Origin of the sequence: Candidatus Nebulibacter yamunensis (genome assembly GCF_024208055.1) — a bacterium.
Lineage (GTDB): Bacteria > Pseudomonadota > Gammaproteobacteria > Francisellales > Francisellaceae > Caedibacter > Caedibacter lacustris.
This window is the reverse complement of sequence record NZ_JAMBMW010000012.1, coordinates 1-23,838: the sequence shown is the minus strand read 5'-3', so window position 1 is coordinate 23,838 and position 23,838 is coordinate 1. Positions and strand designations below refer to the sequence as shown.

Here is a 23,838-nt window from a genome sequence, read left to right as displayed (position 1 = left end):
TACTAGTCTTGCTCTACTTACAATGCTTCTTCATCTTTTTCGCAGGTGCGAATGCGAATGACTTCGTCTAAATGAGTAACAGTGATTTTACCTGAGCCGATTTTATCGCTTTTATTCACCTCAACGATGGCATCAATAAACACATCTTTTTGTGTATCTTTGCAGATTACGTCTATTTTGATCTTCGGCAAAAAATCAACAGCATATTCTGCACCTCGATATAGTTCCGTGTGACCTAATTGACGACCGAAGCCTTTGACTTCCGTCACCGTAATGCCAGATGCGCCTGCAATTAACAAGGCTTCACGAGTGCGATCCAATAAAAAAGGTTTAATATAAGCAGTAATTAGCTTCATGCTCGAATTAATTTATCAATTTGAATGACTATGCTACATTATGCACTATCTATAAGTAAAGAATTAAGAGTCAGCAATGAAAATCAATAGCAAAATTATCGACGATGTTGCCAATAAAATTTCTCATTCCCTTCCTAGTGGAATTAAAAGTATTGCAAGCGAATTTGAAAGCAGTTGTAAAAGCATTCTTAAAGCAAGCTTCGAGAAGTTGGATTTAGTTACACGTGAAGAGTTTGATATCCAAAAAGAGGTTTTATTGAAAACTCGTCAAAAGCTTGAGCAACTCGAAAAGAAAATCGATGAATTGCTTGCTCAACACGATGGCAAATAGGTAGTTTAGATGTCATTGGCTACTGTTTATAGTCGTGCACAACTTGGAATTGAAGCACCTTCTGTCACAGTTGAGGTCCATTTATCGCAAGGTTTGCCAAGCTTGTCTATAGTAGGGCTTCCTGAAGCTGCGGTAAAAGAGAGTAAAGATCGTGTAAGAAGTGCGATCATCAATTCTGGCTTCCAATTTCCAACCAAACGTATCACCATTAACCTTGCTCCTGCTGATTTACCTAAAGAAGGCGGTCGATATGATCTTCCCATTGCTATTGGTATTTTACTTGCTTCCAAGCAAATCATAGCACCTGAAGTCTTGGAATATGAGTTTGCGGCTGAGCTTTCGCTTTCAGGGAAGCTGCGTCCAATAAAAGGCATGCTCCCTTTTGCTATTCAATGCTTAAAGAGTAGTCGCAGTCTAATATTTGCACTAAAAAACCAAGAAGAAGTGGCGCTTGTTCCCAATATGTGTGCTTACTCTGCCAAAAACCTACAAGAAGTTGTTTTGCATTTATCTAGGACTCAACTGCTAAATAAGTTGACTTTGTCCGAAAAGCAAATGAGTACACAAAGGCTGTTAGATTTAGCAGATGTTAAGGGGCAATTTCAAGCAAAACGCGCTCTTGAAATTGCAGCTGCGGGTGGGCATAACCTATTGTTTGTTGGACCGCCTGGTACTGGAAAAACAATGCTAGCTTCTCGCTTTAATACCATATTGCCAGCATTGACGATGGATGAGGCATTAAGTACAGCAATGATTGCCTCAATTAAGGGTATGAGCAATATTGCAGAGCGTTTTTATGAGCGTCCATTTCGTGCGCCGCACCACACGTCATCTGCGATTTCCCTTGTTGGTGGAGGTACTAATCCCAAACCGGGTGAGATTTCTTTAGCACACAATGGTGTGTTGTTTTTGGATGAGCTACCAGAATTTGATCGACATGTATTGGAAGTTCTACGTGAACCATTGGAATCTGGCACAATTATTATCTCTCGCGCCAACGCTCAAGTTGAGTATCCTGCTAAATTTCAGCTTATTGCAGCGATGAATCCTTGTCCTTGTGGTTTTTTAGGCTCACAAGTAAAGTCCTGTAAAGATACGGATGTTCAGATAAAACGTTATCAACAAAAACTCTCAGGACCTTTACTGGATCGAATTGATTTACAGGTAGAAGTGTTAGAAGTTGATCATCACACTTTAACTAATATAGATCGTCAAGTTTCAAGTGCTGAAATAAAAGCGCGTGTTACGGTAGCACGTGCACGTCAGCTTAAGCGCCAAAATAAAATTAATGCCGAACTTCAAGGCAAGGAAATTGATCAATTTTGTGTTTTAGGTAATAATGAGCGGCTGTTATTGGCGGATGCCATACAAAAGCTTGGATTGTCGGCAAGAGGGTATCACCGTATCTTAAAAATTGCCCGTACTATTGCTGACTTAGAGACCGCAGATTTGATTAGCAAACAACAAATTCAAGAGGCAATTAGCTATCGCAAATTTGAACGTTTTCGTCAATAACATAAACATGAATAAAAATGGTAGTGTAGATGAAAAAAATTAGTTCACAGTTATTAGTCTTTATACTGTATTTATGGAGCAGACTCAGCTTTGGTATGGCGCAACGTATTGGCTGGGTGATTGGATCATTATTTTATTACTTTAATAATAATATGCGTAGAGTAGCAAGTATTAACATTGATAAATGCTTTCCTGATCTAAGTGTTTATCACAAAAAGCGTTTGTTGAAAAAAACGCTTCAGCAAACGTGCATGACAGGCGCTGAAATGCCTGCTATTTTATTCAAAAGTCCTCAAAAGCTATTGCAACAAATTCGTGTGACCCATGGCGATAAACTGATGCAAAAGCTCTATGAAGAGGCGCGTGGAGTGATGGTGTTAGGGCCGCACATTGGTAGTTATGAAATAGGTTCTATGTTTTACCCAAATAGTTATCCTGCGGCAATGCTTTATACTCCACCCAAGATCAAGACTTTGGATCGACTCATTTTACGTGCACGTTCACGCCTATGCAAAAACATGTCTCCTGCTAGTCACAAGGGTGTCAAAATGCTGTTTAAAGCACTTGCCAATAAAGAAGTCATTGCGATGCTAACCGATCAAGTGCCAGTCGATGCAGGCGGCACTTACGTTGATTTCTTTGGTCATCCTGCTAAAACTATGAACTTTCCAACGAAGTTATACCAAAAGCTTAAACCTGCTGTTGTCTTGAGTTATGTTGTTAGAAATGGTATCGGTAAAGGTTCTACTTTATTTATTGAGGATCTTGAACCTTTGATCAAAAAATATGAAATGCTAGATGATATTGAAGACCCTGTAGCATATGCTTTTAGTAAGCGTTTTGAAGAAATCATTCGCCAATATCCAGAGCAATATCAATGGACTTATAAACGCTTTAAATATCATCCAGATGGTTTGGACTACTACAAGAAGGATAAAAAATGAGAACCTTATTTTTGGATGCGTTGCTTGGCAAGCCCGTTGAACAAACGCCACTTTGGATTATGCGTCAAGCGGGTCGTTACTTGCCTGAGTATCGTAAAACGCGTGCCAAGTTTAATGACTTTATGCAGATGTGTCGTAATTCTGAGGCTTGCTGTGAAGTGGCTTTACAACCACTAGATCGTTATGAACTTGATGCTGCTATTGTTTTCTCGGATATTTTAACCATACCTGAAGCAATGGGTATGGAACTTAAATTTATCTCAAGCAAAGGTCCTGTTTTTCCAACACCACTTACCACACAAAAAGATATTGATGGATTGGATGACAAAAATGCGCTAGAAAAACTCAAATATGTGATGGATGCAGTTTCTACTACCAAATTAGCTGTAAAGAATCGAGTTCCTTTAATTGGTTTTAGTGGTAGTCCTTGGACGCTTGCAGCTTACATGGTTGAAGGTCAAGGGTCAAAGCAATTTACTGAGATTAGAAAAATGCTCTATAGTGTACCTTTTTTACTCCACACTCTGCTCAAAAAATTAGCTCATATCGTGACTGATTATTTAGATCAACAGATCCAAGCGGGTGCCGATGCAATCATGATTTTTGATACCTGGGGTGGTGTTTTGACTGAAAAAAGTTATGCACTTTTCTCATTAAATTACATGCGACACATTATTGCTGAACTTAAAGAACGTCATCCAAATGTGCCTGTTACGCTATTTACTAAAGGGGGTGGTTTATGGTTAGATCAGCTAGTGCAGGTAAACTGCAGTGGTGTGGGGATTGACTGGAGTATAGACATAATGCGTGCACGTGGTCTTGTTGCTGACAAAGTTGCCTTACAGGGAAACCTTGACCCAGCTGTGCTTTACGGTGATCATAACAGCATTCGTAATCAAGTAAAATATATTGTCGAAAGCCAGAAATGTCATTCTAAATTTGTGTTTAATCTTGGTCATGGTATTTATCCGGACATTGACCCAGATAAAGTAAAAACAATGGTTAATGCTGTACGTGAGTTTGGCATGAAATAGAAAAACGACTAACTTTAACAATTATTAGCGTTCTTAACAAACAAAATAACAACTGAGTTAATATGAAAAGAGTAAAACGATTTGAATTTAAGCGCAATCCAGAAACAGGTGAGATGTGGGTTGAAACAGACTTGCAAGGCAAGAGCTTATTAACACTACCTTCCTTAAATAAAGGAACGGCTTTCTCAGAGCGTGAGCGTGAAGAGTTTGGACTCTTGGGTAAGCTACCTTTCCAGATTGAATCATTAGAAGAGCAAAAAACACGTGCTTATCAACAGTACAAATCTTTTCGCAGCAATATTGGGCGCCATAGTTTTTTAAAGAACCTGCATAATATCAATGAAACTTTGTTTTATCGCTTGGTGCGTGATAATTTAAATGAGATGTTGCCTATTATCTATACGCCAACTGTAGGTGAAGCAGTCATGCACTATAGTGAAAAATTCTTATCACCTAGGGGTTTATATGTTGCCTATCCTGATCGCTATAAAATGCGCGAGATTTTACATAATCGTACTAACTCCGATATCGATATTATAGTTGTCAGCGATGCTGAAGGGGTGCTTGGTATAGGTGACCAAGGTGTTGGAGGTATTGAAATTCCTGTTGCTAAACTCATGGTTTATACCTTATGCGCTGGAATTAATCCTGGTAGATATTTACCTGTTTTTTTGGATGCTGGAACTAATAACAAGCATCTGCTTGAAGATCCTTTATATCTTGGGTGGCGACATGAACGTGTGCGTGGTGAAAAGTATGATGAAATGGTTCAGTTGTTTATTGAGGCGGTCAAAGCCGAAATGCCTGATACATTTTTGCACTGGGAGGATTTTGGACGAGACAACGCACGTAAAAATTTACTCAAATACCAAAATGAAATCTGTAGCTTTAATGATGATATGCAAGGTACAGCTGCAGTTGCACTAGCCGCATTAATTTCAGCTTCCAAACATGCGAATATTGAGTTTTGTGATCAAAAATTTGTCATTTTTGGTTCAGGGACCGCGGGGATTGGAATTGCGGATGAAATTGTGAACGCTTTGGTTCGTTTAGGGTTTACCAAGCAGCAAGCTTATGATCATTTTTGGTGTATTGATAAAGATGGACTTCTCATCGACGATCAGCAAATGATGGATTTCCAGCGTCCTTATGCGCGCACGCGCGAATTAGTGAAAGACTGGTCACACGATGAACAAGGCCGCATTTCACTTCTTGAAGTTGTTAAACAAGCTAAACCGACTACCCTTATTGGTTGTTCTAGTGTCGCCAACGCCTTTAGTGATGACGTCATCCTTGAAATGGCAGACAACATTGAGCGCCCAATTATTTTTACCCTTTCTAATCCCACCAGTCGATGTGAGCGTATCCCACAAGACATTATTCGTTTAACTGAAGGTCGGGCTTTAATTGCAACGGGTAGTCCTTTTGATGACGTTGGCTACAAAGGTAAGGTATATCGCATTGCGCAATCTAACAATGCACTTGTTTTTCCTGGAATTGGTCTAGGTATTGTTGCCATTCAAGCCAAACGGTTTACTGAAAATATGCTATGGGCAGCCTGTAAAGCTTTGGCAAATTATTCTACGCAAGATGACGATGCGTTGTTACCAAAGCTAAGTGAAGCATATAGCGTGAGTCGTCAAGTTGCTTTTGCTGTTGCTCGTCAAGCTATTGAAGATGGTGTTGCTGAAGATGTTGATGATATTTGGCGCAAGATTGATCATGTAATTTGGGAACCAAAATATTATCCATATTATGTCTTTAAAGAAAACTGATTTTAAAAACGTTGTCAAAACAATTTGCGTGTAATCGAAAGTGTAGCAACTTTTGCTTAATAGAGAGGAGTAAAACTGCTTAACCATTTCAAGCAAGATGTGCATAATATTAAGCGTTTTAAATAAACAAACGAATTTAGTTATGGCAAGAAGATATTTTGGTACCGATGGCGTGCGCGGGGAAGTAGGAAAAGCACCAATGACAGTTGAGTTTGCAACAAAGCTTGGCAACGCAGTTGGTCAAGTATTACAAAACGCTAATCAAAAAAAAATAAAAGTGGTGATAGGACAGGATACCAGGCGTTCATCCGATATGTTAAAAACAGCTTTTATTGCAGGTATCACCGCCACAGGCGTCGATGTGATCAATCTGGGTGTGGTGCCAACTCCGGTTGTCGCATTCATGGTGAGTGAGCTTGATGCTGATGCAGGCGTAGTGTTAAGCGCGTCACATAATCCATATTATGACAATGGAATTAAGCTTTTCTCTAAAAAAGGGTATAAGTTAGCAGACGAGTTTGAATATGAGATTGAGCAGTATATTGATAATGACTTTTTTTACTATCATCCACAAGGTAAATTTGGTGAGATGTCTAGTCAAGTCAATCAAATCGAGCCATATATTGTACATTGCTTGAAACACTTTACTGATAAAATTAACTTAGCAGATAAAAAAATTATCTTAGATTGCGCTAATGGTGCGCTTTATCGTACAGCACGTGAAGTATTTAAGTGTTTAGAACTTAATGTAATTGAGATCGCATCAAAACCAGATGGCTTAAATATCAATAAAAATTGTGGTGCAGTTCACCTTGATGCTTTAAAAACTGCGGTAGTCAATGAGTTTGCTGATCTTGGTATTGCATTTGATGGTGATGGTGATAGGTTAATGCTGGTGGATGAATCAGGTTGTGTAGTCGACGGTGATGATATCTTATTGTTGCTTGCAAGATATCCAGCGATTAGTCAAAGTGACAATGGTATCGTTGGTACGGTGATGACAAATTTAGCAATTGAGCAGCAGCTGGCTAAGCTAAATATTGTGTTTGAGCGTGCCAAGGTTGGAGATCGTTATGTAATGGAAAAGCTATTACAAAATAACTGGATGTTGGGTGGAGAGTCATCAGGACACATTATTAATTTACATTACAATACAACGGGTGATGGTTTGATGGCAGCCTTGCAAGTGTTGGCGATTTTAAGTCAAACTAATCAGAGTTTATCAAGCTTAATTGATGTGCAAAAAATGCCGCAGGCGATGATCAACGTACCGTTAACAAGGAAACTAGATGCCAATGACATGAGTTTGTTAATAGAAGATGTAAGCTTTACTGAAAAAGCCTTGGCAGAAGATGGACGCGTGGTATTGAGACCCTCTGGAACAGAGCCCGTATTAAGGGTTATGGTTGAAGCAAAGTCGCAAGAGCTGGCTGTGGAATGGGTGAATTATTTGGTTGAGAAAGTTAAACAAAAGATTAAATAGTTGGAGTTGAGTATGAGAAGACAAATTATTATTGGAAACTGGAAAATGAACGGTTCGTTGTTATCCATAAAAAGCTTGTGTGAATCATTAACTAAACTCGCACATGAGTCAGACGTGGCAGATATTGCAGTGTGTGTGCCCAGCATTTATTTACCTTATGTGCAAACTAATCTTAAAAACATATGTTTGGGCGTACAAAACGTAAGCCAATATAACAATGGTGCATATACGGGAGAAATTAGCACAACGATGTTACAAGACTTTAATTGTCGATATGTCATCGTCGGTCATTCTGAGCGCAGAGCATTTTTTGGAGAAACAGATGAAGATGTTGCCAATAAGACCAAGCAAGTAGTGCAAGCAGGTTTAACGGCTATTGTTTGTGTTGGTGAAACATTGGAGGAGCGTACAACGGGTAATTTACAGTCAATTTTAGCCAGACAATTACAAGTCGTATTAAATAAATTATCGACAAAAGAGCTTGAAAAACTGATTATTGCCTATGAACCTGTCTGGGCAATTGGCACGGGTTTAGCAGCAACAGCCCATCAAGTTCAAGATGTACATCGCTATTTGCGCAAGATTGTCACAAACTTTGATGAAGAGCTTGCTAAAAACATCAAAATTATATATGGTGGCAGCCTAAAACCATCTAACGCAAGTGAACTACTAAGCTTGGAAGATGTAGATGGTGGGTTAATAGGTGGTGCTTCTTTGAACGGGAAGGACTTTGGTCAAATTATTAAGCAGGCAAAAAAAATATAATGTTAGCATTGGTTATAACCATACATATAATTGTTGCTGTTCTAATCGTAGGATTGATTTTATTACAGCAAGGCAAGGGCGCAACTATGGGAGCATCCTTTGGTTCAGGAGCATCACAAACTATTTTTGGAAGCAGAGGCGCGGCCCCTTTTATGTTTAAGCTTACTGCATTTTTAGTAGCAATTTTCTTTGTCACAAGTGTTGGTTTAAGCTATATTGGCAAACGTACAGCTGAGAATAGAGCATTGGCTGGTCAATCTTCAGCGGGTGTGACTCAAGCGGATTATCAAAAGCAGCAAGCTCAACAGCAAGCGCTCATTGACCAAGCAAAAGCAACAGTTGAGAAGCAAACTCCAAAACCTGATTCATTAAATATGAATGACTTATTGCAAACCTCAGCAGTTACTACTGATAACACACCTAAAGATGCTACTTACAAAAAACCCTCAGAAAGTGAAAAACACCTGTAAAAGTTAAAGGTTCAGCTGCCTCGAAATAAGTTTTATTGCCAAAGTGGTGGAATTGGTAGACACGCCATCTTGAGGGGGTGGTGAGTATCACTCGTGCGGGTTCGAGTCCCGCCTTTGGCACCAAAAAATAAAAGGAAATAAGCATGTTGCAATATAGTGTGTACCATGAGTTTTTACCGATTTTAATCTTTTTTATTATCGCCATATGTATTGCAATCGCAATGGCTGTAGGTGGTAAAGTTCTTTCCATTATCGTTGGAGTACATAAACCTAATCCGGAAAAAAATGCACCTTTTGAGTGTGGGTTCTCTGAGTTTGAAGATGCGCGCATCAAATTTGATGTGCGTTTTTATTTAGTGGCAATACTCTTCTTAGTCTTTGATTTAGAGGTCGCATTTATGATTCCATGGGGGGTGCTTGTCAGGGACAGTGCAGCAGGTGGCATATCTTGGGCTGCTTTTATTGCGATGATGGTTTTCTTATTTATCTTACTCGTAGGTTTTATCTATGAATGGAAAAAAGGAGCGCTAGAATGGGAGTAGAAGAAAACTTAAATAGTAATAAAGGCTTTATTACTGCCAGTGCTGATTCTTTGGTTAACTGGGTGCGCACAGGTTCTTTGTGGCCAGTGACATTTGGTTTGGCTTGTTGTGCGGTTGAAATGATGCATTCAGGTGCATCGCGATATGATCTAGATCGTTTTGGTATTGTATTTCGTCCTAGTCCCCGTCAATCAGATGTGTTAATCGTTGCTGGCACCTTGTGTAATAAAATGGCACCCGCTTTACGTAAAGTATATGAGCAAATGCCAGACCCAAAATGGGTGATTTCGATGGGGTCGTGTGCTAATGGTGGTGGCTATTACCATTATTCTTATTCTGTCGTTAGAGGTTGTGACCGTATTATGCCAGTTGATATTTATGTTCCTGGTTGTCCACCAACCGCGGAAGCACTTATTTATGGTATTATTCAATTGCAAAATAAGATCAAACGAACCAATACGATTGCGAGGAAATAACGATGTCCTTAACGCAGGAATTTATTGATGATTTAACAAAAGACTTTGGTGGAAAGTTAGTCTCTATCACTTATGCTTATGGAGAATTTACTGCTGAGGTTCATAAATCAAACCTGATTAAGGTGATGACGCGTTTAAAGAATATATTTAAGTTTGAACAATTAATCGATATATCAGGCGTGGATTATCTTTGTTATGGTGAAGATGAATGGAAAACAGAAAGTTCTACCAGTACTGGTTTTTCGCGTGGTATGGTAACAGGCGAGCTTTTACACAAAAAACTCAACAAAGGTAAAAAGCGTTTTGCAGTTGTGTATCATTTGATGAGTTTGGCGCTTAATATTCGTCTACGTATTAAAGTATTTTTAGATGAACATGATTTGATGTTGCCCAGCGTAGTTGACATATGGTCTTCAGCAAATTGGAATGAGCGCGAGGCTTTTGACATGTTTGGTTTTGTTTTTATTGGTCATCCTGATTTGCGTCGTATTCTGACTGATTACGGCTTTGTGGGTTACCCCTTTAGAAAAGACTTTCCGCAAAGTGGCTATGTTGAGATGCGTTATGACGAAGTGCAAAAACGTGTGGTGTATGAACCCGTTGAAATTGATCCGCGTATCAACACACCAAAGGTTATCCGTCAAGATAATCGCTATTTAAATGAACAATAATTGAGCGTTGTTATGGCAGAATTTAAAAACTATACAATGAACTTTGGTCCAGTGCATCCAGCCGCACATGGCGTGTTGCGTTTGGTTTTAGAACTAGACGGTGAAGTCGTTGTTCGCGCTGATCCACACATTGGTCTTTTACACCGTGGCACCGAGAAACTTGCAGAATCTAAACCATATAATCAAAGTATTGGCTATATGGATCGCTTAGACTATGTTTCAATGATGTGTAATGAGCATGCCTATGTATTGGCAATTGAAAAGCTTTTGGTTATTGAAGTGCCTAAACGTGCTCAATACATTCGAGTGATGTTTGCCGAGATTACGCGTATTTTAAATCACTTATTGTGGACGGCAGCAAATAGTCTTGACTTAGGTGCAATGACGATGTTCTTATATGCATTTCGTGAGCGTGAAGACTTGTTTGATTGCTATGAAGCAGTATCAGGAGCAAGAATGCATGCAACTTACTTTCGCCCTGGCGGAGTGGTGCGTGATCTACCGTTGCAAATGCCAAAATATGAGAAATCTCGTTTTACTTCTAAACGTAAACTCAAAGCAATTAATAAAAATCGCCAAGCTTCTCTCTTAGACTTTATTTGGGATTTTACGGAACGCTTTCCAAAATGTATTGATGAGTATGAAAATCTTTTAACCAATAATCGAATTTGGAAGCAGCGTACAGTTGGTATTGGGGTGGTTAGCGCTGAACGAGCAAAAGCATTAGGCTTTGGAGGCCCTATGCTTAGAGCTTCAGGTATCGCCTGGGATTTGCGTAAAAAGCAACCATATGATGTTTATGATGAGGTGGAATTTGATATTCCGATTGGCAGTCATGGTGACTGCTATGATCGTTATTTAGTGCGCATGGCTGAGATGCGTGAATCAAATAAAATCATTCGTCAGTGTGTGAAATGGTTGCGTGAAAACGAAGGACCTGTAATGACGCCAAACCATAAGGTAACACCGCCTAAGCGTGACGAAATGAAAAACAGTATGGAAGCCTTGATTCACCATTTTAAACTGTTCTCCGAAGGCTATTGTGTGCCAGAAGGTGAAGTGTACGTAGGGACAGAGCATCCGAAGGGTGAGTTTGGCATTTATTTAGTATCAGATGGTGCAAATAAACCCTATCGTGTCAAAATACGTGCACCAAGTTTTACTCATTTAAGTTCAATGAATGAAATGTTAAGTGGTCATATGTTGTCAGATGTACCAGCCATTATTGCCACGCAAGATATCGTATTTGGCGATGTAGATAGATAATTGGGATTGCCATATGTTAGAAAAAAAACAAATTTTTCCAGGTCACATTACTGAGTTGCTAGAAAACTGGGAAAAACGTTACCCAAAAGATCAACAAAGATCGGTGATTATTCCAGGTTTGCATATATTGCAGGACCATAACAACGGCTATTTGACGATAGAGCTCATGGATAAATTGGCGCAATATTTGTCTGTTCCTGTAGCACATGTTTATGAAGTGGCAACTTTCTACAGTATGTATGATTTACAAAAAGTAGGTCGGCATAAGCTTAATGTGTGCACAAATTTATCTTGTATGCTCAATGGTGCTAAAAAAATTATGACGCATATTGAAAATCGATTGGGCATCAAAGCAGGTGAAACAACGCCTGACGGGCGTATAACACTTAAGTCTGTTGAGTGCCAAGGTGCTTGCTGTGGTGCGCCCATGCTTGAAGTTGATAAGGTTTTTTATGAAAATCTAACGATCGGAAAAGTTGATCAATTACTAGATTCTTTGGAGTAGCAAATGGCGAATGAAGTTTGTTTTAGAACACTCCACCTTGAGCGACCTTGGTCGCTTAAATCATATGAGTCAGTTGGTGGTTACTCATATTGGAAGAAGATTTTAGATGAGAAAATCCCACCTGAACAGATTATTGAAGAGCTCAAAAAATCTGGACTGCGTGGTCGCGGTGGAGCGGGTTTCCCTGCTGGACTTAAGTGGAGTTTTATGCCACGTAACTTACCAGGGCAAAAATATGTTGTTTGTAATTCAGATGAAGGAGAACCAGGTACGTGCAAAGATCGTGAAATCCTGCGCAACAATCCCCATCAATTGATTGAAGGCATGGCAATTGCAGGTTATGCCACGGGTGCAAGTGTTGGTTACAATTATATTCGTGGTGAGTTTTATGAACCGATTGCACGTTTTGAAGCTGCACTCAATGAAGCAAGAGCGATGGGGTTAATTGGTTTTAACATAAGAAGCTCTGGGATTGATTTTAACCTTTATTGTTCCATTGGAGCAGGTGCCTATATTTGTGGTGAAGAAACTGCACTTTTAAACTCCTTAGAGGGTAAGAAAGGTCAGCCTCGATTTAAGCCACCATTTCCTGCGAATAAAGGCTTATATGGTTGTCCGACTAATATCAATAATACTGAAACCTATGCTTCAGTTCCACCGATTCTAGAACATGGTGGAGAGTGGTTTCAGAAACTCGGTACTGAGAAAAGTGGTGGTACCAAGCTTTTTTGTGTATCAGGTCACGTTAATCAACCAGGGGTATTTGAGGTAGGCTTAGGTATTCCATTTAAAGACTTGTTGGCAATGGCAGGTGGTGTTCGTAGTGGTAAAAAGATTAAAGCAGTTATTCCAGGTGGAAGTTCCTGTAAAATTTTGACGGGTGAAGAAATGCTTGCACTGACGATGGACTATGAAGCAATTGCTCAGGCAGGCTCTATGCTGGGATCAGGTGCGGTAGTCGTCTTAGATGAAGATACGTGCATGGTTGAGCTTCTAGCACGGTTGGCCGATTTTTATTATGAAGAATCATGTGGTCAGTGTACCCCATGTAGAGAAGGGACAGGTTGGATGGCGCGTACACTTGAGCGAATATTGCACGGTGAAGGCAGATTAGAGGATATTAATAACTTGATTCGTGTGGCCTCCAATATTGAAGGAAATACGATTTGTGGTTTGGGTGATGCAGCAGCTTGGCCGGTCCAAAGTTACCTTAAGAAATTCAGACATGAATTTGAATATATGATTGAGAATAAACGTAGTATTGTCGCGGTTTAGATAATTTTGAGTAAGAAGAATTTAAAGTAAAGTTAAGGGTGAGTCCCGTGTCAGAAAAAGAAACACCAAAACAATTGAGCATTGAAATAAATGGTCAAAACTATCTAGCACATCCTGGTGAGATGGTCATTCAGGTGGCAGATAGGCATGGTATTTATATTCCACGTTTTTGCTATCATAAAAAGCTTTCAATTGCAGCAAATTGCAGAATGTGTTTAGTAGAAATAGCAGGTGCCAGAAAGCCGTCTCCAGCATGTGCAACGCCAATCATGGATGGTATGAAAATATTCACAAAATCACCTACAACGATTGCATATCAGAAGAGCGTGATGGAGTTTCTGCTAATTAATCATCCATTGGATTGTCCGATTTGCGATCAAGGTGGTGAATGTGAACTGCAAGATATCGCAATGGGTTATGGTAGTGATGCTTCTAAGTATAGTGAAACCAAACGTGCCTTTGATGATCCAAGTTTAGGTCCATTGGTGGCAACCGATATGACGCGTTGTATTCAGTGTACGCGTTGTGTGCGATTTGGTGAAGAAATAGCAGGGGATAAGGAATTAGGTGCAATGGGGCGTAGCGATCACATGGAGATTAGCACTTATGTTGCAAAAACAGTCAACTCTGAGTTATCAGGTAATATCATCGATCTGTGTCCAGTTGGTGCGTTGACCTCTAAACCATTTAGATTTAATGCTCGTGCATGGGAATTACTGCAGTACTCAACGATTTCGGGTGCAGATGCAGTGGGTGCTAATATTTATGCGCATGTAAGACGCAATCAAATTATGCGTGTGATACCAAAAGAAAATGATGAATTAAATGAAACTTGGCTTGCCGACAAAGATCGTTTTTATTATACAGGCGTTTATAGTGAAGATCGTGTGACTTCACCAATCATTAAGAAAAATGGACATTGGATCGAAGTATCATGGGAAGAAGCGCTTGATTTTGTGAAGGTTGCAATTGAGCACACAAAAGAAAATGAAGGTGTTAATACCATTTCAGCCTTAGCATCTGAGTCAGCAACAACAGAAGAATTGTATCTATTGCAAAAGCTCATTCGTAAACTTGGTTCGAATAACATTGAAACACGCTTAAAACAAGGATCAAATGCTAAAAAATTACATACAGGAGTCGGTTTTGATTGCAGTTTTGCGGAGATTGAACAATCGGATACAATTTTATTGCTTGGAAGTTACTTGCGCAAGGAAATCCCATTAATTAATCATCGCGTGCACAAAGCAGCAAAAAATGGTGCTAAGGTGTTAGCTATAAATAGCCAATATTACAGCTTTAATTATGAAATTCAAACCACATGTGTAGAAGCCAATGAATTCGTTTATGCTTTAGCAAGTTTGGTTAAAGCAATTGCCCAAAAGGTTGCTACCCCAATTCAGTCTGAAACTGTAAAATCAGTTATTGATGCAATTGAGGTTTTCCCTGAAATTGAACACATTGCAGCTGAGCTTGGATGTTGTAAGAATCCTTTACTGATATTAGGTTTTGATGCTATTTTAAATAAGGATTTTGCTGAAATTTATGCACTTTTCTTTGAGCTTAAACATTTACTTAATGCTAAAGGTGGTGTGTTGAGTATGGGGGCAAATAGCAAAGGCGCACTTTTAGCAGGTGCCTCAGTAGATTACTCACCAGGTGGCGAAGAAAATCTGCAACATGGTTTAGCACTACATGATATGTTGAGTAGTAAAACTAAGCTTATGCTAAGCTTTGGCATTGAGCCTGAGTTAGATTGTATTGCTGGTAGTAAAGTGCTAAATGCATTAAAAGAGATTGATATCGTGGTTGCTTTCTCTGCTTATGCTAATGAAGCCATGCGTGAATATGCTGATATTATTTTACCAATCACAACGCACTTTGAAACCGATGGTTCATTTGTGAATATTAATGGTCAAACCCAGCGCTTTAAAGCGGTAATATCTCCATATGAAGATAGTAAACCATTGTGGAAGGTACTGCGTGTATTAAGTAATTTATTAGCTATAGAAGGTTTTGATTACCAGACGTTAGATGAGGTTTATGCTGAGTATGCAGCCATTGAAAAAGTAGCACCTGTGCCGGTTATAGATGATTATTTAAAGAATGGATTGCCAAATTTGGCAGAAGGTTATTCGATTTTACCAACTGTTTCAATGTATAGTACATCAAGCACATTAAGGCGTGCGAAGCCATTGCAGAATACTCAAGATGCGATGTACTATAAAGCGGTAAGGTTGTCAGCTAAGTTTGCTGTAGATAAAGGTATCGTTGACCAAACTGAAGTAAGCATTGGTATATCTGATCAATTTTACCAATTACCGATTGTGATAGATGAAAATTTAGCTCAAAACACGATAGTAATTCCGTTCCAACTTCTGTCTCCTTGTAGTAAAAATTTAGCAAATGTTACAATTGCTGTAGTTAAAAATGAAGTGGTGGACATATGATTTTAGATATTATTTGGATCGTTTTGAAGATTTTATTGATAGTCATCCCATTGATACTTGTTGTTGCTTATTACACTTATGCTGAACGTAAAGTGATCGGTTATATGCAGGATCGTATAGGTCCAAATAGAGTGGGTTCGTTTGGTCTTTTACAGCCAATTGTTGATGCAATTAAGCTTTTATTAAAAGAGATTATTATTCCTGCGAAATCAAACCGATATTTATTTTTTATTGCGCCGATGTTGGCTTTTGCTCCAGCTTATACTGCTTGGGCGGTTGTGCCATTTGGTCAAGGAGTTGTGTTAGCAAATATTAATGCAGGTGTGCTATATATTTTGGCGATGACTTCGATTGCAGTATATGGGGTGATTATTGCCGGCTGGGCTTCTAACTCGAAATATGCGATGTTTGGAGCATTACGTGCGGCAGCGCAAGTGGTCTCATATGAACTTGCAATGGGCTTTGCGATTATTGGTGTGCTGATTGCTGCTGGCTCCTTGAACCTAAGCACGATTGTCGAAACGCAAAAAGGTGGCTTTTGGCATTGGTATTTTATTCCACTTTTCCCGCTTTTCATTATTTATTTTATTGCAGGAGTCGCTGAAACTGGGCGTGCGCCATTTGATGTGATTGAGGGGGAGTCTGAAATTGTAGCGGGTCACCATGTCGAATACTCAGGTGCACGCTTTGCGCTATTCTTCTTGGCAGAATATGCCAATATGATTTTGATCAGCTTATTAACAGCTGTTTTTTTCCTAGGCGGCTGGATGTCACCATTTGAGCAGATTCCGGTGTTGGATAAATTCTTTAACTTTGTGCCGGGTATAATTTGGCTATTCTTAAAGACAGGGGTATTTATGTTTATGTATCTTTGGATTCGTGCTACTTTTCCAAGATACCGTTATGATCAATTAATGCGTTTGGGTTGGAAGATTTTTATTCCAGTTACCCTAGTATGGGTAATTGTAGTTGCTTTCATGGTTAAACTTGGCTTAAGCCCTTGGTGGTAGGAGAGGAGGTTTAGATATGTTTAAAACAATTAAACGTTATTGTCAGACTTTCTTGCTGTGGGAGTTAGTAAAAGGTCTTAAGATTACAGGTAAGCATCTTTTTACGCGCAAGGTAACCGTGCAATATCCTGATGAAAAAACACCACAATCAGGTCGTTTTCGTGGTTTACATGCTTTACGTCGTTATGAAAATGGTGAAGAGCGTTGTATTGCATGTAAATTGTGTGAAGTGGTATGTCCTGCTTTGGCAATTACAATAGAAGCAGCGCCGCGCAAAGATGGTTCAAGGCGCACCACAAAATATGAAATTGACTTATTTAAATGTATTTTTTGTGGCTTGTGCGAAGAATCTTGTCCTGTCGATTCTATTGTTGAAACACGTATATTTGAGTATCACTTTGAGAATCGTGGTGAAAATATCATGACAAAAGCAAAACTGTTGGCAATTGGAGATCAGTATGAACAGGAGATTGCCAGGGATCGTGAAGTGGACAAGGCATTTAGATAGGAGCCAAGATGAGCGTTAACATTATATTTTACGTTTTTGCAACCCTCACTGTTTTAGGTGCTTTGCTGGTGATTAGTGCTAAAAACCCAGTGCGAGCAGTAATTGCTAAGGTATTTACTTTCTTTGCAGCAGCGGGGGTGTGGTTAACTATGCAACAAGAATACTTGGCTTTACTTTTAATCGTTGTTTATGTCGGTGCGGTTTTGGTTATGTTCTTGTTTGTGGTGATGATGCTTGATATCGATATCATCATTAAGCAAAAAAAGCTTGTTTTCTATTGGCCGATTGTAATTGTGCTTTGTGTTTGTTTGGCTGTGTTGATTTCAATTGTGGCGACACATACGTTTAGCGGTAAAGTGCTCACAGGGGGATTAGGTACAGTTGAAAACCTAGGACGTGAGCTGTTTTCTGATAAATATCTCTATACTTTTGAGCTTGCAGGTATGATTTTGTTAGCTGCAATGGTTGCGGCTATCACGCTTACTTTCCGTGGTAAAAAACCAGGTAATAAATCTATGAACCCCGCATTACAAATCAAAACTCAGGCTAAAGATCGTTTGACAATGGTTAAAATGAAGTCTGAAAAGACTAATAAGGGAGAACCTAAATGACAAGTATTCCTGTGCCCTTAACGCATTATCTTATTTTTAGTGCCATTATTTTTTCACTGAGTGTTGCTGGTATTATCATCAATCGTCGTAACTTGTTGATCTTATTGATGTCAATAGAGTTAATGTTATTGGCGATAAATACGAATTTTATTGCCTTTTCAAGTATGCTAAAGCAAAACACAGGTGAGGTGTTTGTATTCTTCATTTTAACTGTTGCAGCAGCAGAAGCAGCGATTGGTTTAGCGATTGTTGTGGTGTTATTTAGAACACGTAAGACAATTGATGTTGGTCAACTTAATACACTAAAAGGTTAGGTCAATGGGTATTGATTTTATTATTGCTATCATCATTTTGGCGCCAGCATTTGGTGCAATTGCGGCGGGCTTTTTTGCTAAGAAAGTCCAGCCTATTGGTGTGAATTGCATTACCATTGGCTTGGTTGGGTTGTCGTTTATTCTAAGTGTGGTCTTAGCTTTAGGCGTGTATCTAAATAATGCTGTTTATACAGCAACTTATTTTAACTGGGCCCTTTTTCCAAGTTTAGGCATGAAAGTAAGCTTCACTGTCGATAGACTTTCTGCTTTTATGATGGTAATTGTGACTTTCGTATCAGCTTTAGTCCATATCTATTCAGTTGGTTATATGCGTGGTGAAGCAGGTTATGCGCGCTTCTTTGCTTACATTTCAGGCTTTACTTTTGCTATGTTGTGCTTAGTCATGGGTAATAACTTTTTATTACTTTTCTTTGGTTGGGAAGGTGTTGGTCTATTCTCGTATTTGCTTATTGGTTATTACTTTGATAAAGACTCAGCCAATGAGGCAAGTTTACGTGCATTTATTATTAATCGGGTTGGTGACCTTGGCTTTTTATTAGGCATTGCTGCGGTCATTTACTACTGCAATTCCATTGATTATAGTACGGTGTTCACTACTATAGCCAATTTGGATAATAACCAAGTGATTTCCTTTTTAGGCATGAAGTTTAGTCCAATTACCTTAATGTGCGTGCTGTTGTTTGTTGGTGCAATGGGTAAATCAGCTCAGTTTCCATTACATACCTGGTTAGAAGGCTCAATGGAGGGTCCAACACCAATTTCTGCTTTGATCCATGCTGCAACGATGGTAACAGCAGGGGTGTTTATGGTAGCGCGCTTATCTCCGATGTTTGTTCACTCGACAACGGCTTTAAGCTTTGTGATGATTATTGGCGCCATTACGTGTTTGTTTATGGGGTTGATTGCAATTGTGCAGATGGATATTAAGCGCGTTATTGCTTATTGTACATTATCTCAATTGGGTTATATGATGGTTGCTCAAGGCGCATCGGGTTTTTCGATCGGTATGTTCCATTTAATGACCCATGCGATGTTTAAAGCTTTACTATTTTTGGCAGCAGGTTCGGTGATTGTTGCGCTTCATCACGAGCAAGATATGCGTAAAATGGGTGGATTGCGGAAATACATGCCTATTACCTATATTTGTATGATCATTGGTGGTTGGGCGCTTGCAGCTATCCCTCCATTTGCAGGTTTTTTCTCAAAAGATTTAATCATTGAAACAGCAGAAATCACTACTTTACCTGGTCATGAATTTGCGTATTATTTAGTATTGGCATGTGCATTTGTTACTCCATTCTATACTTTTAGAATGATTTTTATGACTTTTCATGGTCAGCCAAGAATGGACGCGCATACTAAGGCACATATAAAGGAATCACCTTGGAGTATTTTGATTCCACTTATTTTGCTAGCCATTCCATCGATTTTTATGGGTATGTTGTTCTTTGAACTAGCGTTAACACCAAATACAGCTAATTCAGACGGGTTCTTTGGCAATACTATTGCGCAATATATGCAACCGCAATTAGGTAACATGACCGTAATTAGCGTATTGGCAGAAGAAGCAATAACGAAAACACCTTGGGACTACATTATGCACTCCCTGCATACTGCTCCTTTTTGGTTAGCAGTCTTAGCTTTGATTCTAGCCTATATCTTTTATGTTTTGATGCCAAACATTCCAAAGATACTCGCCAATGTACGCTCAGGTATGGGTATTTTGCATTATGTGTTAGTAAAAAAATACTTTATTGATGAACTGTATGACTTGGTGTTTGTTAAAGGTACGAGGTTATTGAGTAAATTTTTATGGGTTGTCGTTGATATCTTTATGATCGATAAAATTGCTGTGCAAGGTAGTGCAAATTTAATTTATTTCACTGGTAAGAAACTGACCAAGGTTCAGCGTGGTTATTTGTTTGATTATGCGTTGGTGCTTTTGATCGGTGTATTGGCATTAATCACATGGCTTATTTTTTGGGTAAACTAGGGCATTTAGAGGAAAGTTAATATTATGTTTATAACTCATTATTTACTGAGTTTACTAATTTGGGTGCCGGTTATTGGCGGCTTTATTGTGCTTGCGGCAAAATCTCCTGATGGCAAGAAAGAAGCAGCGCGTTGGACGGCACTGGCAGTGGCGGTGATAACGCTTCTATTGTGTATTCCTTTATATCTTGAGTTTGATCCAACCACTGCACAAATGCAGTTTGTTGAGCGTGTACGTTGGTTTAGTTTGTTTGCTAATAAAGATGCCGTTTATTACTATCTTGGTGTAGACGGTTTTTCTGTATTGTTTATTATTTTGACAAGTTTCACCAACCTTGTAATTGTGCTGGCGGCTTGGCATAGTATCAAGGTGCGTTTAAGACAGTACATGGCGATCTTTTTGATTACAACAGGCTTAACCAATGCTGTTTTTATGGCACAGGATACTATGCTTTTCTATATTTTCTGGGAAGCATTATTAATTCCAACAACTCTGGGTATTGGTATTTGGGGCGGTAAGAAAAAGGCCTATGCAGCTCTTAAATACTTTTTGTATACCTTTGCAGGTTCTATCTTCTTATTGCTTGCGTTTTTATACATACAACGACAAGTAGCCGCTTTGCCCACTAGCTCACTTGTGGATAGTGGCACGTTCTCGATCCAAAACTTTATCTTCTGGGCAACGGAAGTTAATAACATAGGGCAATTGATCAATATTACGCTAACGACGCAATTGCTATTGTTCGGTGCATTTTTCTTGGCTTTTGCCGTTAAAATACCGATGTGGCCGTTTCATTCATGGTTACCAGATGCGCATTCAGAAGCACCCGCGGGTGGTTCGGTTGTTTTGGCTGCTTTGATGTTAAAGCTAGGTGCATATGGTTTCCTACGCTTTGTGTTGCCTCTGATTCCAGCAGTTACTGCTATGTTGGATTGGTTTTTAATTGTTATGTCCCTCATTGCTATTGTATACGTTGGGATTGTTGCAATTGCTCAAACTGATTTTAAACGCTTAATTGCTTACTCATCCATCTCACATATGGGATTAGTGACATTGGCAATGTTTTCGATCTTTCTTTTAGTAAAAAATAATCCAGATCACATGCTTGGAATGGCGGATGCGCAGTTTGCCATTCAAGGTGCGGTGTTTCAGATGATTGCTCACGCTTTTTCGTCAGGTGGGATGTTTATTGGTTGTGGTTATTTATATTTACGGATGCAAACACGTAATATTGCTGATTTTCAAGGTGTTGCCCGTTCAATGCCAATATTTGCGACTTTTTTTATGTTATTTTGTTTAGCAAACGTCGGACTCCCAGGCACAAGTGGTTTTGTCGGTGAGTTTTTAATTATTTTAGCTGTGTTTAAATATTCTCCTTGGGTGGCACTGTTAGCAGGATTGACACTTATCATTGCACCTGCTTATACGCTTTGGATGTATAAGAGGGTGTTCTTTGGTAAAGTAGTAACCACACAAGTGGCGACACTTAAAGATATTTCTGGACTTGAGATTTTTGTGCTTGTGTTGTTGGCAATACCAACGATTTTGTTTGGTGTTTATCCTGAGCCGATTTTACAACTTTCTTCTGCGGCTTCAACGCATATCATCCAAGCTGCACATGCGATAACGATAGGATAAGATTAAATATGATGTTAGCAAATATTATCACTGTATTACCTGAAATTACCTTGAGTATTGGCGCACTTGTAGTGATGTTATCTGACTTGTTTTGGGGCAAGAGAGTTAAGAATATCGCCTATATTTTGACTCAGTTATTTTTAATTATTGCGTCTTGGATTTTATTGAAGTCTTTGTTAAGCCACGTCCATGTCGGTTTTGAAGGGCAAACTCTATCCAACGAACTAACTTTTGTATTGCAAGAAGTTATTGTGTTAGTTGCGTTTTTCGTGTTTATCTATTGTAAAGAATACATAGAAGATAGGCAGTTACCGCAAGGTGAGTTTTATGTGTTAGCACTTTTGTCTATTTTGGGTGCGCTGGTGTTAACTTCAGCACATAGTTTATTAACTATTTACATTGGATTAGAGCTTTTATCTTTACCGCTTTATGCACTTCTTGCGATTCGCCGCGGATTTGCTAAAGGTGCTGAAGCAGCAATTAAATACTTTGTATTAGGAGCGATAGCATCAGGCTTGTTATTATATGGAATGTCGTTTATCTATGGTATTACTGGCAGTCTGGATTTAACTGAAATTGGTAAATACCTTACCAATCCAACAGCTGCACATATGGATATCGTGTTAATCGCTATGGTATTAATGATTACAACGGCTACTTTTAAGCTTGGAGCTGTGCCTTTTCATATGTGGGTACCAGATGTTTATGAAGGCTCACCTAATGCAGTGACTGCTTTTTTAGCGTCAGTACCAAAAGTTGCCGCTTTTGCAATGCTTGTTAATATTCTAATGATTGCAATGCCAGCACAATCCTTTGCCTGGACAAAAGTATTAATGGTATTGGCAGTGATTTCGATCTTCTTTGGTAACTTGATGGCGCTAGCCCAGAAGAACCTTAAGCGTTTATTAGGTTATTCCATGATTTCGCACGTCGGATTTGTGTTGTTAGCGCTTATTTTGAATCCCACTGCTTTTGCGGTATCAACTGCATTATTTTATGTTATCATCTATGTACTTATGTCAGCAGCAGCTTTTGGTGTACTTATCGTATTGAGTGTTAAAGGTAATGATGTTGAAAACCTAGGTGACTTTGCAGGACTGAACCGTCGTAATCCGTGGATTGCCTTTCTAATGTTGATCGTCATGTTTTCAATGGCAGGTATTCCACCGTTATCAGGTTTTACAGCTAAGCTTTTTGTGATTATGGGCTTGGTTGATACAGGGCATCTAGGTTTGGCTATTTATGCACTTATCATGTCTGTCATTGCTGCATATTATTATTTACGTGTTATTAAAGTGATGTACTTTGAGTTACCTAAAAACCAGACCCCTGTTTATGCCAATAAAGTTACTTTGTTTGGCTTGAGCATTAACACCGGACTGATTTTACTATTAGGGGTATTCCCAGCACTTCTTGTTACACTTATTACACCAATTTATATGCTGTTTTGATTTTTATTATTAGGAGTATTTCTAGCACTATAGATTCCTAACTTTCTATCTTAACTTTACTTTAAGTTGTTTCAGTAATTACCAGTGATGTATATAGTGATCCCAAAATAAACCCTACTTATGTAATAGTGCCAATTGTTATCAAAAGTTTATGAAATGAATGTCATATAGTTTAGAACTGAGAAAGCAAAGCGCTTTTATGTCCTTCATTTGTATGAACAAGCCATAACGAGTGAGTGGTTTAACCAATAGCTTGAAATACGACAAAATTACTTGGTGTTAGCATTGATCAACGTAAAACAACTACTCTTTACAACAAAGCATTACAGCGATACTGGAATTTTAAGATACCATCTGTATTTGAGGTAAAGTGAATGTAAGGAAACCTTAGATGATTAAAAGTGTTGTTCTAAAGTATCTTCAAGCGACACTTT

At 38.9% G+C, this 23,838-nt stretch carries 23 protein-coding genes and 1 tRNA gene; 23 read left to right on the top strand and 1 reads right to left on the bottom strand.

Annotation, left to right across the window (positions count from 1 at the left end; translation table 11 throughout):
- Nucleotides 1-17: 17 nt before the first annotated feature.
- Nucleotides 18-356, bottom strand: coding sequence for a P-II family nitrogen regulator (locus M1V25_RS06400; protein WP_116964490.1), 339 nt, complete (start codon nt 354-356; stop codon nt 18-20).
- Between the two features lie 76 nt (nt 357-432).
- On the opposite strand from M1V25_RS06400, the gene M1V25_RS06395 reads away from it, so the two are divergent.
- The 23 genes from M1V25_RS06395 (at nt 433) to nuoN (ending at nt 23,404) form a co-directional block, all read left to right on the top strand.
- A complete protein-coding gene (locus M1V25_RS06395) occupies nt 433-687 on the top strand; it encodes an accessory factor UbiK family protein (protein ID WP_116964491.1) in 255 nt (84 codons plus the stop codon).
- A gap of 9 nt (nt 688-696) precedes the next feature.
- A complete protein-coding gene (locus M1V25_RS06390) occupies nt 697-2,202 on the top strand; it encodes a YifB family Mg chelatase-like AAA ATPase (RefSeq protein WP_498842752.1) in 1,506 nt (501 codons plus the stop codon).
- A gap of 29 nt (nt 2,203-2,231) precedes the next feature.
- A complete protein-coding gene (locus tag M1V25_RS06385; protein ID WP_498842751.1) occupies nt 2,232-3,146 on the top strand; it encodes a lysophospholipid acyltransferase family protein in 915 nt (304 codons plus the stop codon).
- Nucleotides 3,143-4,180 (top strand): uroporphyrinogen decarboxylase, encoded by a 1,038-nt coding sequence (hemE, locus tag M1V25_RS06380; RefSeq protein WP_116964494.1) that lies wholly within the window; start codon nt 3,143-3,145, stop codon nt 4,178-4,180. Before M1V25_RS06385 ends, hemE begins: the two co-directional genes overlap by 4 nt.
- A gap of 62 nt (nt 4,181-4,242) precedes the next feature.
- Nucleotides 4,243-5,955: an NAD-dependent malic enzyme gene (locus M1V25_RS06375; protein WP_116964495.1), complete on the top strand. Its 1,713-nt coding sequence runs from the start codon at nt 4,243-4,245 to the stop codon at nt 5,953-5,955.
- A 142-nt stretch (nt 5,956-6,097) separates the two neighbouring features.
- Nucleotides 6,098-7,438, top strand: a complete 1,341-nt coding sequence (glmM, locus tag M1V25_RS06370; protein WP_498842750.1) for a phosphoglucosamine mutase — start codon at nt 6,098-6,100, stop codon at nt 7,436-7,438.
- A 12-nt stretch (nt 7,439-7,450) separates the two neighbouring features.
- A complete protein-coding gene (tpiA, locus tag M1V25_RS06365) occupies nt 7,451-8,203 on the top strand; it encodes a triose-phosphate isomerase (RefSeq protein WP_498842749.1) in 753 nt (250 codons plus the stop codon).
- Nucleotides 8,203-8,673 (top strand): preprotein translocase subunit SecG, encoded by a 471-nt coding sequence (secG, locus tag M1V25_RS06360; protein ID WP_498842748.1) that lies wholly within the window; start codon nt 8,203-8,205, stop codon nt 8,671-8,673. The genes tpiA and secG overlap by 1 nt, the downstream gene beginning before the upstream one ends.
- Nucleotides 8,674-8,710: 37 nt before the next feature.
- A tRNA-Leu gene (locus M1V25_RS06355) sits at nt 8,711-8,796 on the top strand.
- A gap of 23 nt (nt 8,797-8,819) precedes the next feature.
- On the top strand, nt 8,820-9,215 hold the full coding sequence (gene ndhC / locus M1V25_RS06350) for an NADH-quinone oxidoreductase subunit A (protein WP_204723384.1): 396 nt from the start codon (nt 8,820-8,822) through the stop codon (nt 9,213-9,215).
- Entirely contained in the window at nt 9,206-9,691 is a 486-nt protein-coding gene (locus M1V25_RS06345; RefSeq protein WP_116964499.1) for a NuoB/complex I 20 kDa subunit family protein, read from the top strand. Before ndhC ends, M1V25_RS06345 begins: the two co-directional genes overlap by 10 nt.
- A gap of 2 nt (nt 9,692-9,693) precedes the next feature.
- Nucleotides 9,694-10,362 (top strand): NADH-quinone oxidoreductase subunit C, encoded by a 669-nt coding sequence (locus tag M1V25_RS06340; RefSeq protein WP_116964500.1) that lies wholly within the window; start codon nt 9,694-9,696, stop codon nt 10,360-10,362.
- 12 nt (nt 10,363-10,374) lie between these two features.
- On the top strand, nt 10,375-11,628 hold the full coding sequence (locus M1V25_RS06335; protein ID WP_498842747.1) for an NADH-quinone oxidoreductase subunit D: 1,254 nt from the start codon (nt 10,375-10,377) through the stop codon (nt 11,626-11,628).
- A 13-nt stretch (nt 11,629-11,641) separates the two neighbouring features.
- Entirely contained in the window at nt 11,642-12,133 is a 492-nt protein-coding gene (gene nuoE, locus M1V25_RS06330; RefSeq protein WP_116964502.1) for an NADH-quinone oxidoreductase subunit NuoE, read from the top strand.
- Between the two features lie 3 nt (nt 12,134-12,136).
- Nucleotides 12,137-13,408: an NADH-quinone oxidoreductase subunit NuoF gene (nuoF, locus tag M1V25_RS06325; RefSeq protein ID WP_116964503.1), complete on the top strand. Its 1,272-nt coding sequence runs from the start codon at nt 12,137-12,139 to the stop codon at nt 13,406-13,408.
- Between the two features lie 47 nt (nt 13,409-13,455).
- Nucleotides 13,456-15,858: an NADH-quinone oxidoreductase subunit NuoG gene (nuoG, locus tag M1V25_RS06320; RefSeq protein WP_498842746.1), complete on the top strand. Its 2,403-nt coding sequence runs from the start codon at nt 13,456-13,458 to the stop codon at nt 15,856-15,858.
- A complete protein-coding gene (gene nuoH / locus M1V25_RS06315; RefSeq protein ID WP_116964505.1) occupies nt 15,855-16,868 on the top strand; it encodes an NADH-quinone oxidoreductase subunit NuoH in 1,014 nt (337 codons plus the stop codon). Before nuoG ends, nuoH begins: the two co-directional genes overlap by 4 nt.
- 16 nt (nt 16,869-16,884) lie before the next feature.
- Complete coding sequence (gene nuoI, locus M1V25_RS06310; RefSeq protein ID WP_116964506.1) at nt 16,885-17,376, top strand: NADH-quinone oxidoreductase subunit NuoI; 492 nt, start codon at nt 16,885-16,887, stop codon at nt 17,374-17,376.
- An 8-nt stretch (nt 17,377-17,384) separates the two neighbouring features.
- On the top strand, nt 17,385-17,987 hold the full coding sequence (locus M1V25_RS06305; protein ID WP_116964507.1) for an NADH-quinone oxidoreductase subunit J: 603 nt from the start codon (nt 17,385-17,387) through the stop codon (nt 17,985-17,987).
- Nucleotides 17,984-18,301 (top strand): NADH-quinone oxidoreductase subunit NuoK, encoded by a 318-nt coding sequence (gene nuoK, locus M1V25_RS06300; protein WP_116964508.1) that lies wholly within the window; start codon nt 17,984-17,986, stop codon nt 18,299-18,301. The genes M1V25_RS06305 and nuoK overlap by 4 nt, the downstream gene beginning before the upstream one ends.
- Before the next feature lie 4 nt (nt 18,302-18,305).
- Nucleotides 18,306-20,315: an NADH-quinone oxidoreductase subunit L gene (gene nuoL, locus M1V25_RS06295; RefSeq protein WP_498842745.1), complete on the top strand. Its 2,010-nt coding sequence runs from the start codon at nt 18,306-18,308 to the stop codon at nt 20,313-20,315.
- Between the two features lie 24 nt (nt 20,316-20,339).
- Nucleotides 20,340-21,953: a complex I subunit 4 family protein gene (locus tag M1V25_RS06290; RefSeq protein ID WP_116964510.1), complete on the top strand. Its 1,614-nt coding sequence runs from the start codon at nt 20,340-20,342 to the stop codon at nt 21,951-21,953.
- A gap of 8 nt (nt 21,954-21,961) precedes the next feature.
- Nucleotides 21,962-23,404, top strand: a complete 1,443-nt coding sequence (gene nuoN / locus M1V25_RS06285; protein ID WP_498842744.1) for an NADH-quinone oxidoreductase subunit NuoN — start codon at nt 21,962-21,964, stop codon at nt 23,402-23,404.
- The last annotated feature ends 434 nt before the right edge of the window (nt 23,405-23,838 follow it).

Coding starts and splice junctions, on each gene's coding strand:
- M1V25_RS06400 (WP_116964490.1), bottom strand. CDS start 356: ATGAAGCTAATTACTGCTTATATTAAACCTTTTTTATTGGATCGCACT.
- M1V25_RS06395 (WP_116964491.1), top strand. CDS start 433: ATGAAAATCAATAGCAAAATTATCGACGATGTTGCCAATAAAATTTCT.
- M1V25_RS06390 (WP_498842752.1), top strand. CDS start 697: ATGTCATTGGCTACTGTTTATAGTCGTGCACAACTTGGAATTGAAGCA.
- M1V25_RS06385 (WP_498842751.1), top strand. CDS start 2,232: ATGAAAAAAATTAGTTCACAGTTATTAGTCTTTATACTGTATTTATGG.
- hemE (WP_116964494.1), top strand. CDS start 3,143: ATGAGAACCTTATTTTTGGATGCGTTGCTTGGCAAGCCCGTTGAACAA.
- M1V25_RS06375 (WP_116964495.1), top strand. CDS start 4,243: ATGAAAAGAGTAAAACGATTTGAATTTAAGCGCAATCCAGAAACAGGT.
- glmM (WP_498842750.1), top strand. CDS start 6,098: ATGGCAAGAAGATATTTTGGTACCGATGGCGTGCGCGGGGAAGTAGGA.
- tpiA (WP_498842749.1), top strand. CDS start 7,451: ATGAGAAGACAAATTATTATTGGAAACTGGAAAATGAACGGTTCGTTG.
- secG (WP_498842748.1), top strand. CDS start 8,203: ATGTTAGCATTGGTTATAACCATACATATAATTGTTGCTGTTCTAATC.
- M1V25_RS06345 (WP_116964499.1), top strand. CDS start 9,206: ATGGGAGTAGAAGAAAACTTAAATAGTAATAAAGGCTTTATTACTGCC.
- M1V25_RS06340 (WP_116964500.1), top strand. CDS start 9,694: ATGTCCTTAACGCAGGAATTTATTGATGATTTAACAAAAGACTTTGGT.
- M1V25_RS06335 (WP_498842747.1), top strand. CDS start 10,375: ATGGCAGAATTTAAAAACTATACAATGAACTTTGGTCCAGTGCATCCA.
- nuoE (WP_116964502.1), top strand. CDS start 11,642: ATGTTAGAAAAAAAACAAATTTTTCCAGGTCACATTACTGAGTTGCTA.
- nuoF (WP_116964503.1), top strand. CDS start 12,137: ATGGCGAATGAAGTTTGTTTTAGAACACTCCACCTTGAGCGACCTTGG.
- nuoH (WP_116964505.1), top strand. CDS start 15,855: ATGATTTTAGATATTATTTGGATCGTTTTGAAGATTTTATTGATAGTC.
- nuoI (WP_116964506.1), top strand. CDS start 16,885: ATGTTTAAAACAATTAAACGTTATTGTCAGACTTTCTTGCTGTGGGAG.
- M1V25_RS06305 (WP_116964507.1), top strand. CDS start 17,385: ATGAGCGTTAACATTATATTTTACGTTTTTGCAACCCTCACTGTTTTA.
- nuoK (WP_116964508.1), top strand. CDS start 17,984: ATGACAAGTATTCCTGTGCCCTTAACGCATTATCTTATTTTTAGTGCC.
- nuoL (WP_498842745.1), top strand. CDS start 18,306: ATGGGTATTGATTTTATTATTGCTATCATCATTTTGGCGCCAGCATTT.
- M1V25_RS06290 (WP_116964510.1), top strand. CDS start 20,340: ATGTTTATAACTCATTATTTACTGAGTTTACTAATTTGGGTGCCGGTT.
- nuoN (WP_498842744.1), top strand. CDS start 21,962: ATGATGTTAGCAAATATTATCACTGTATTACCTGAAATTACCTTGAGT.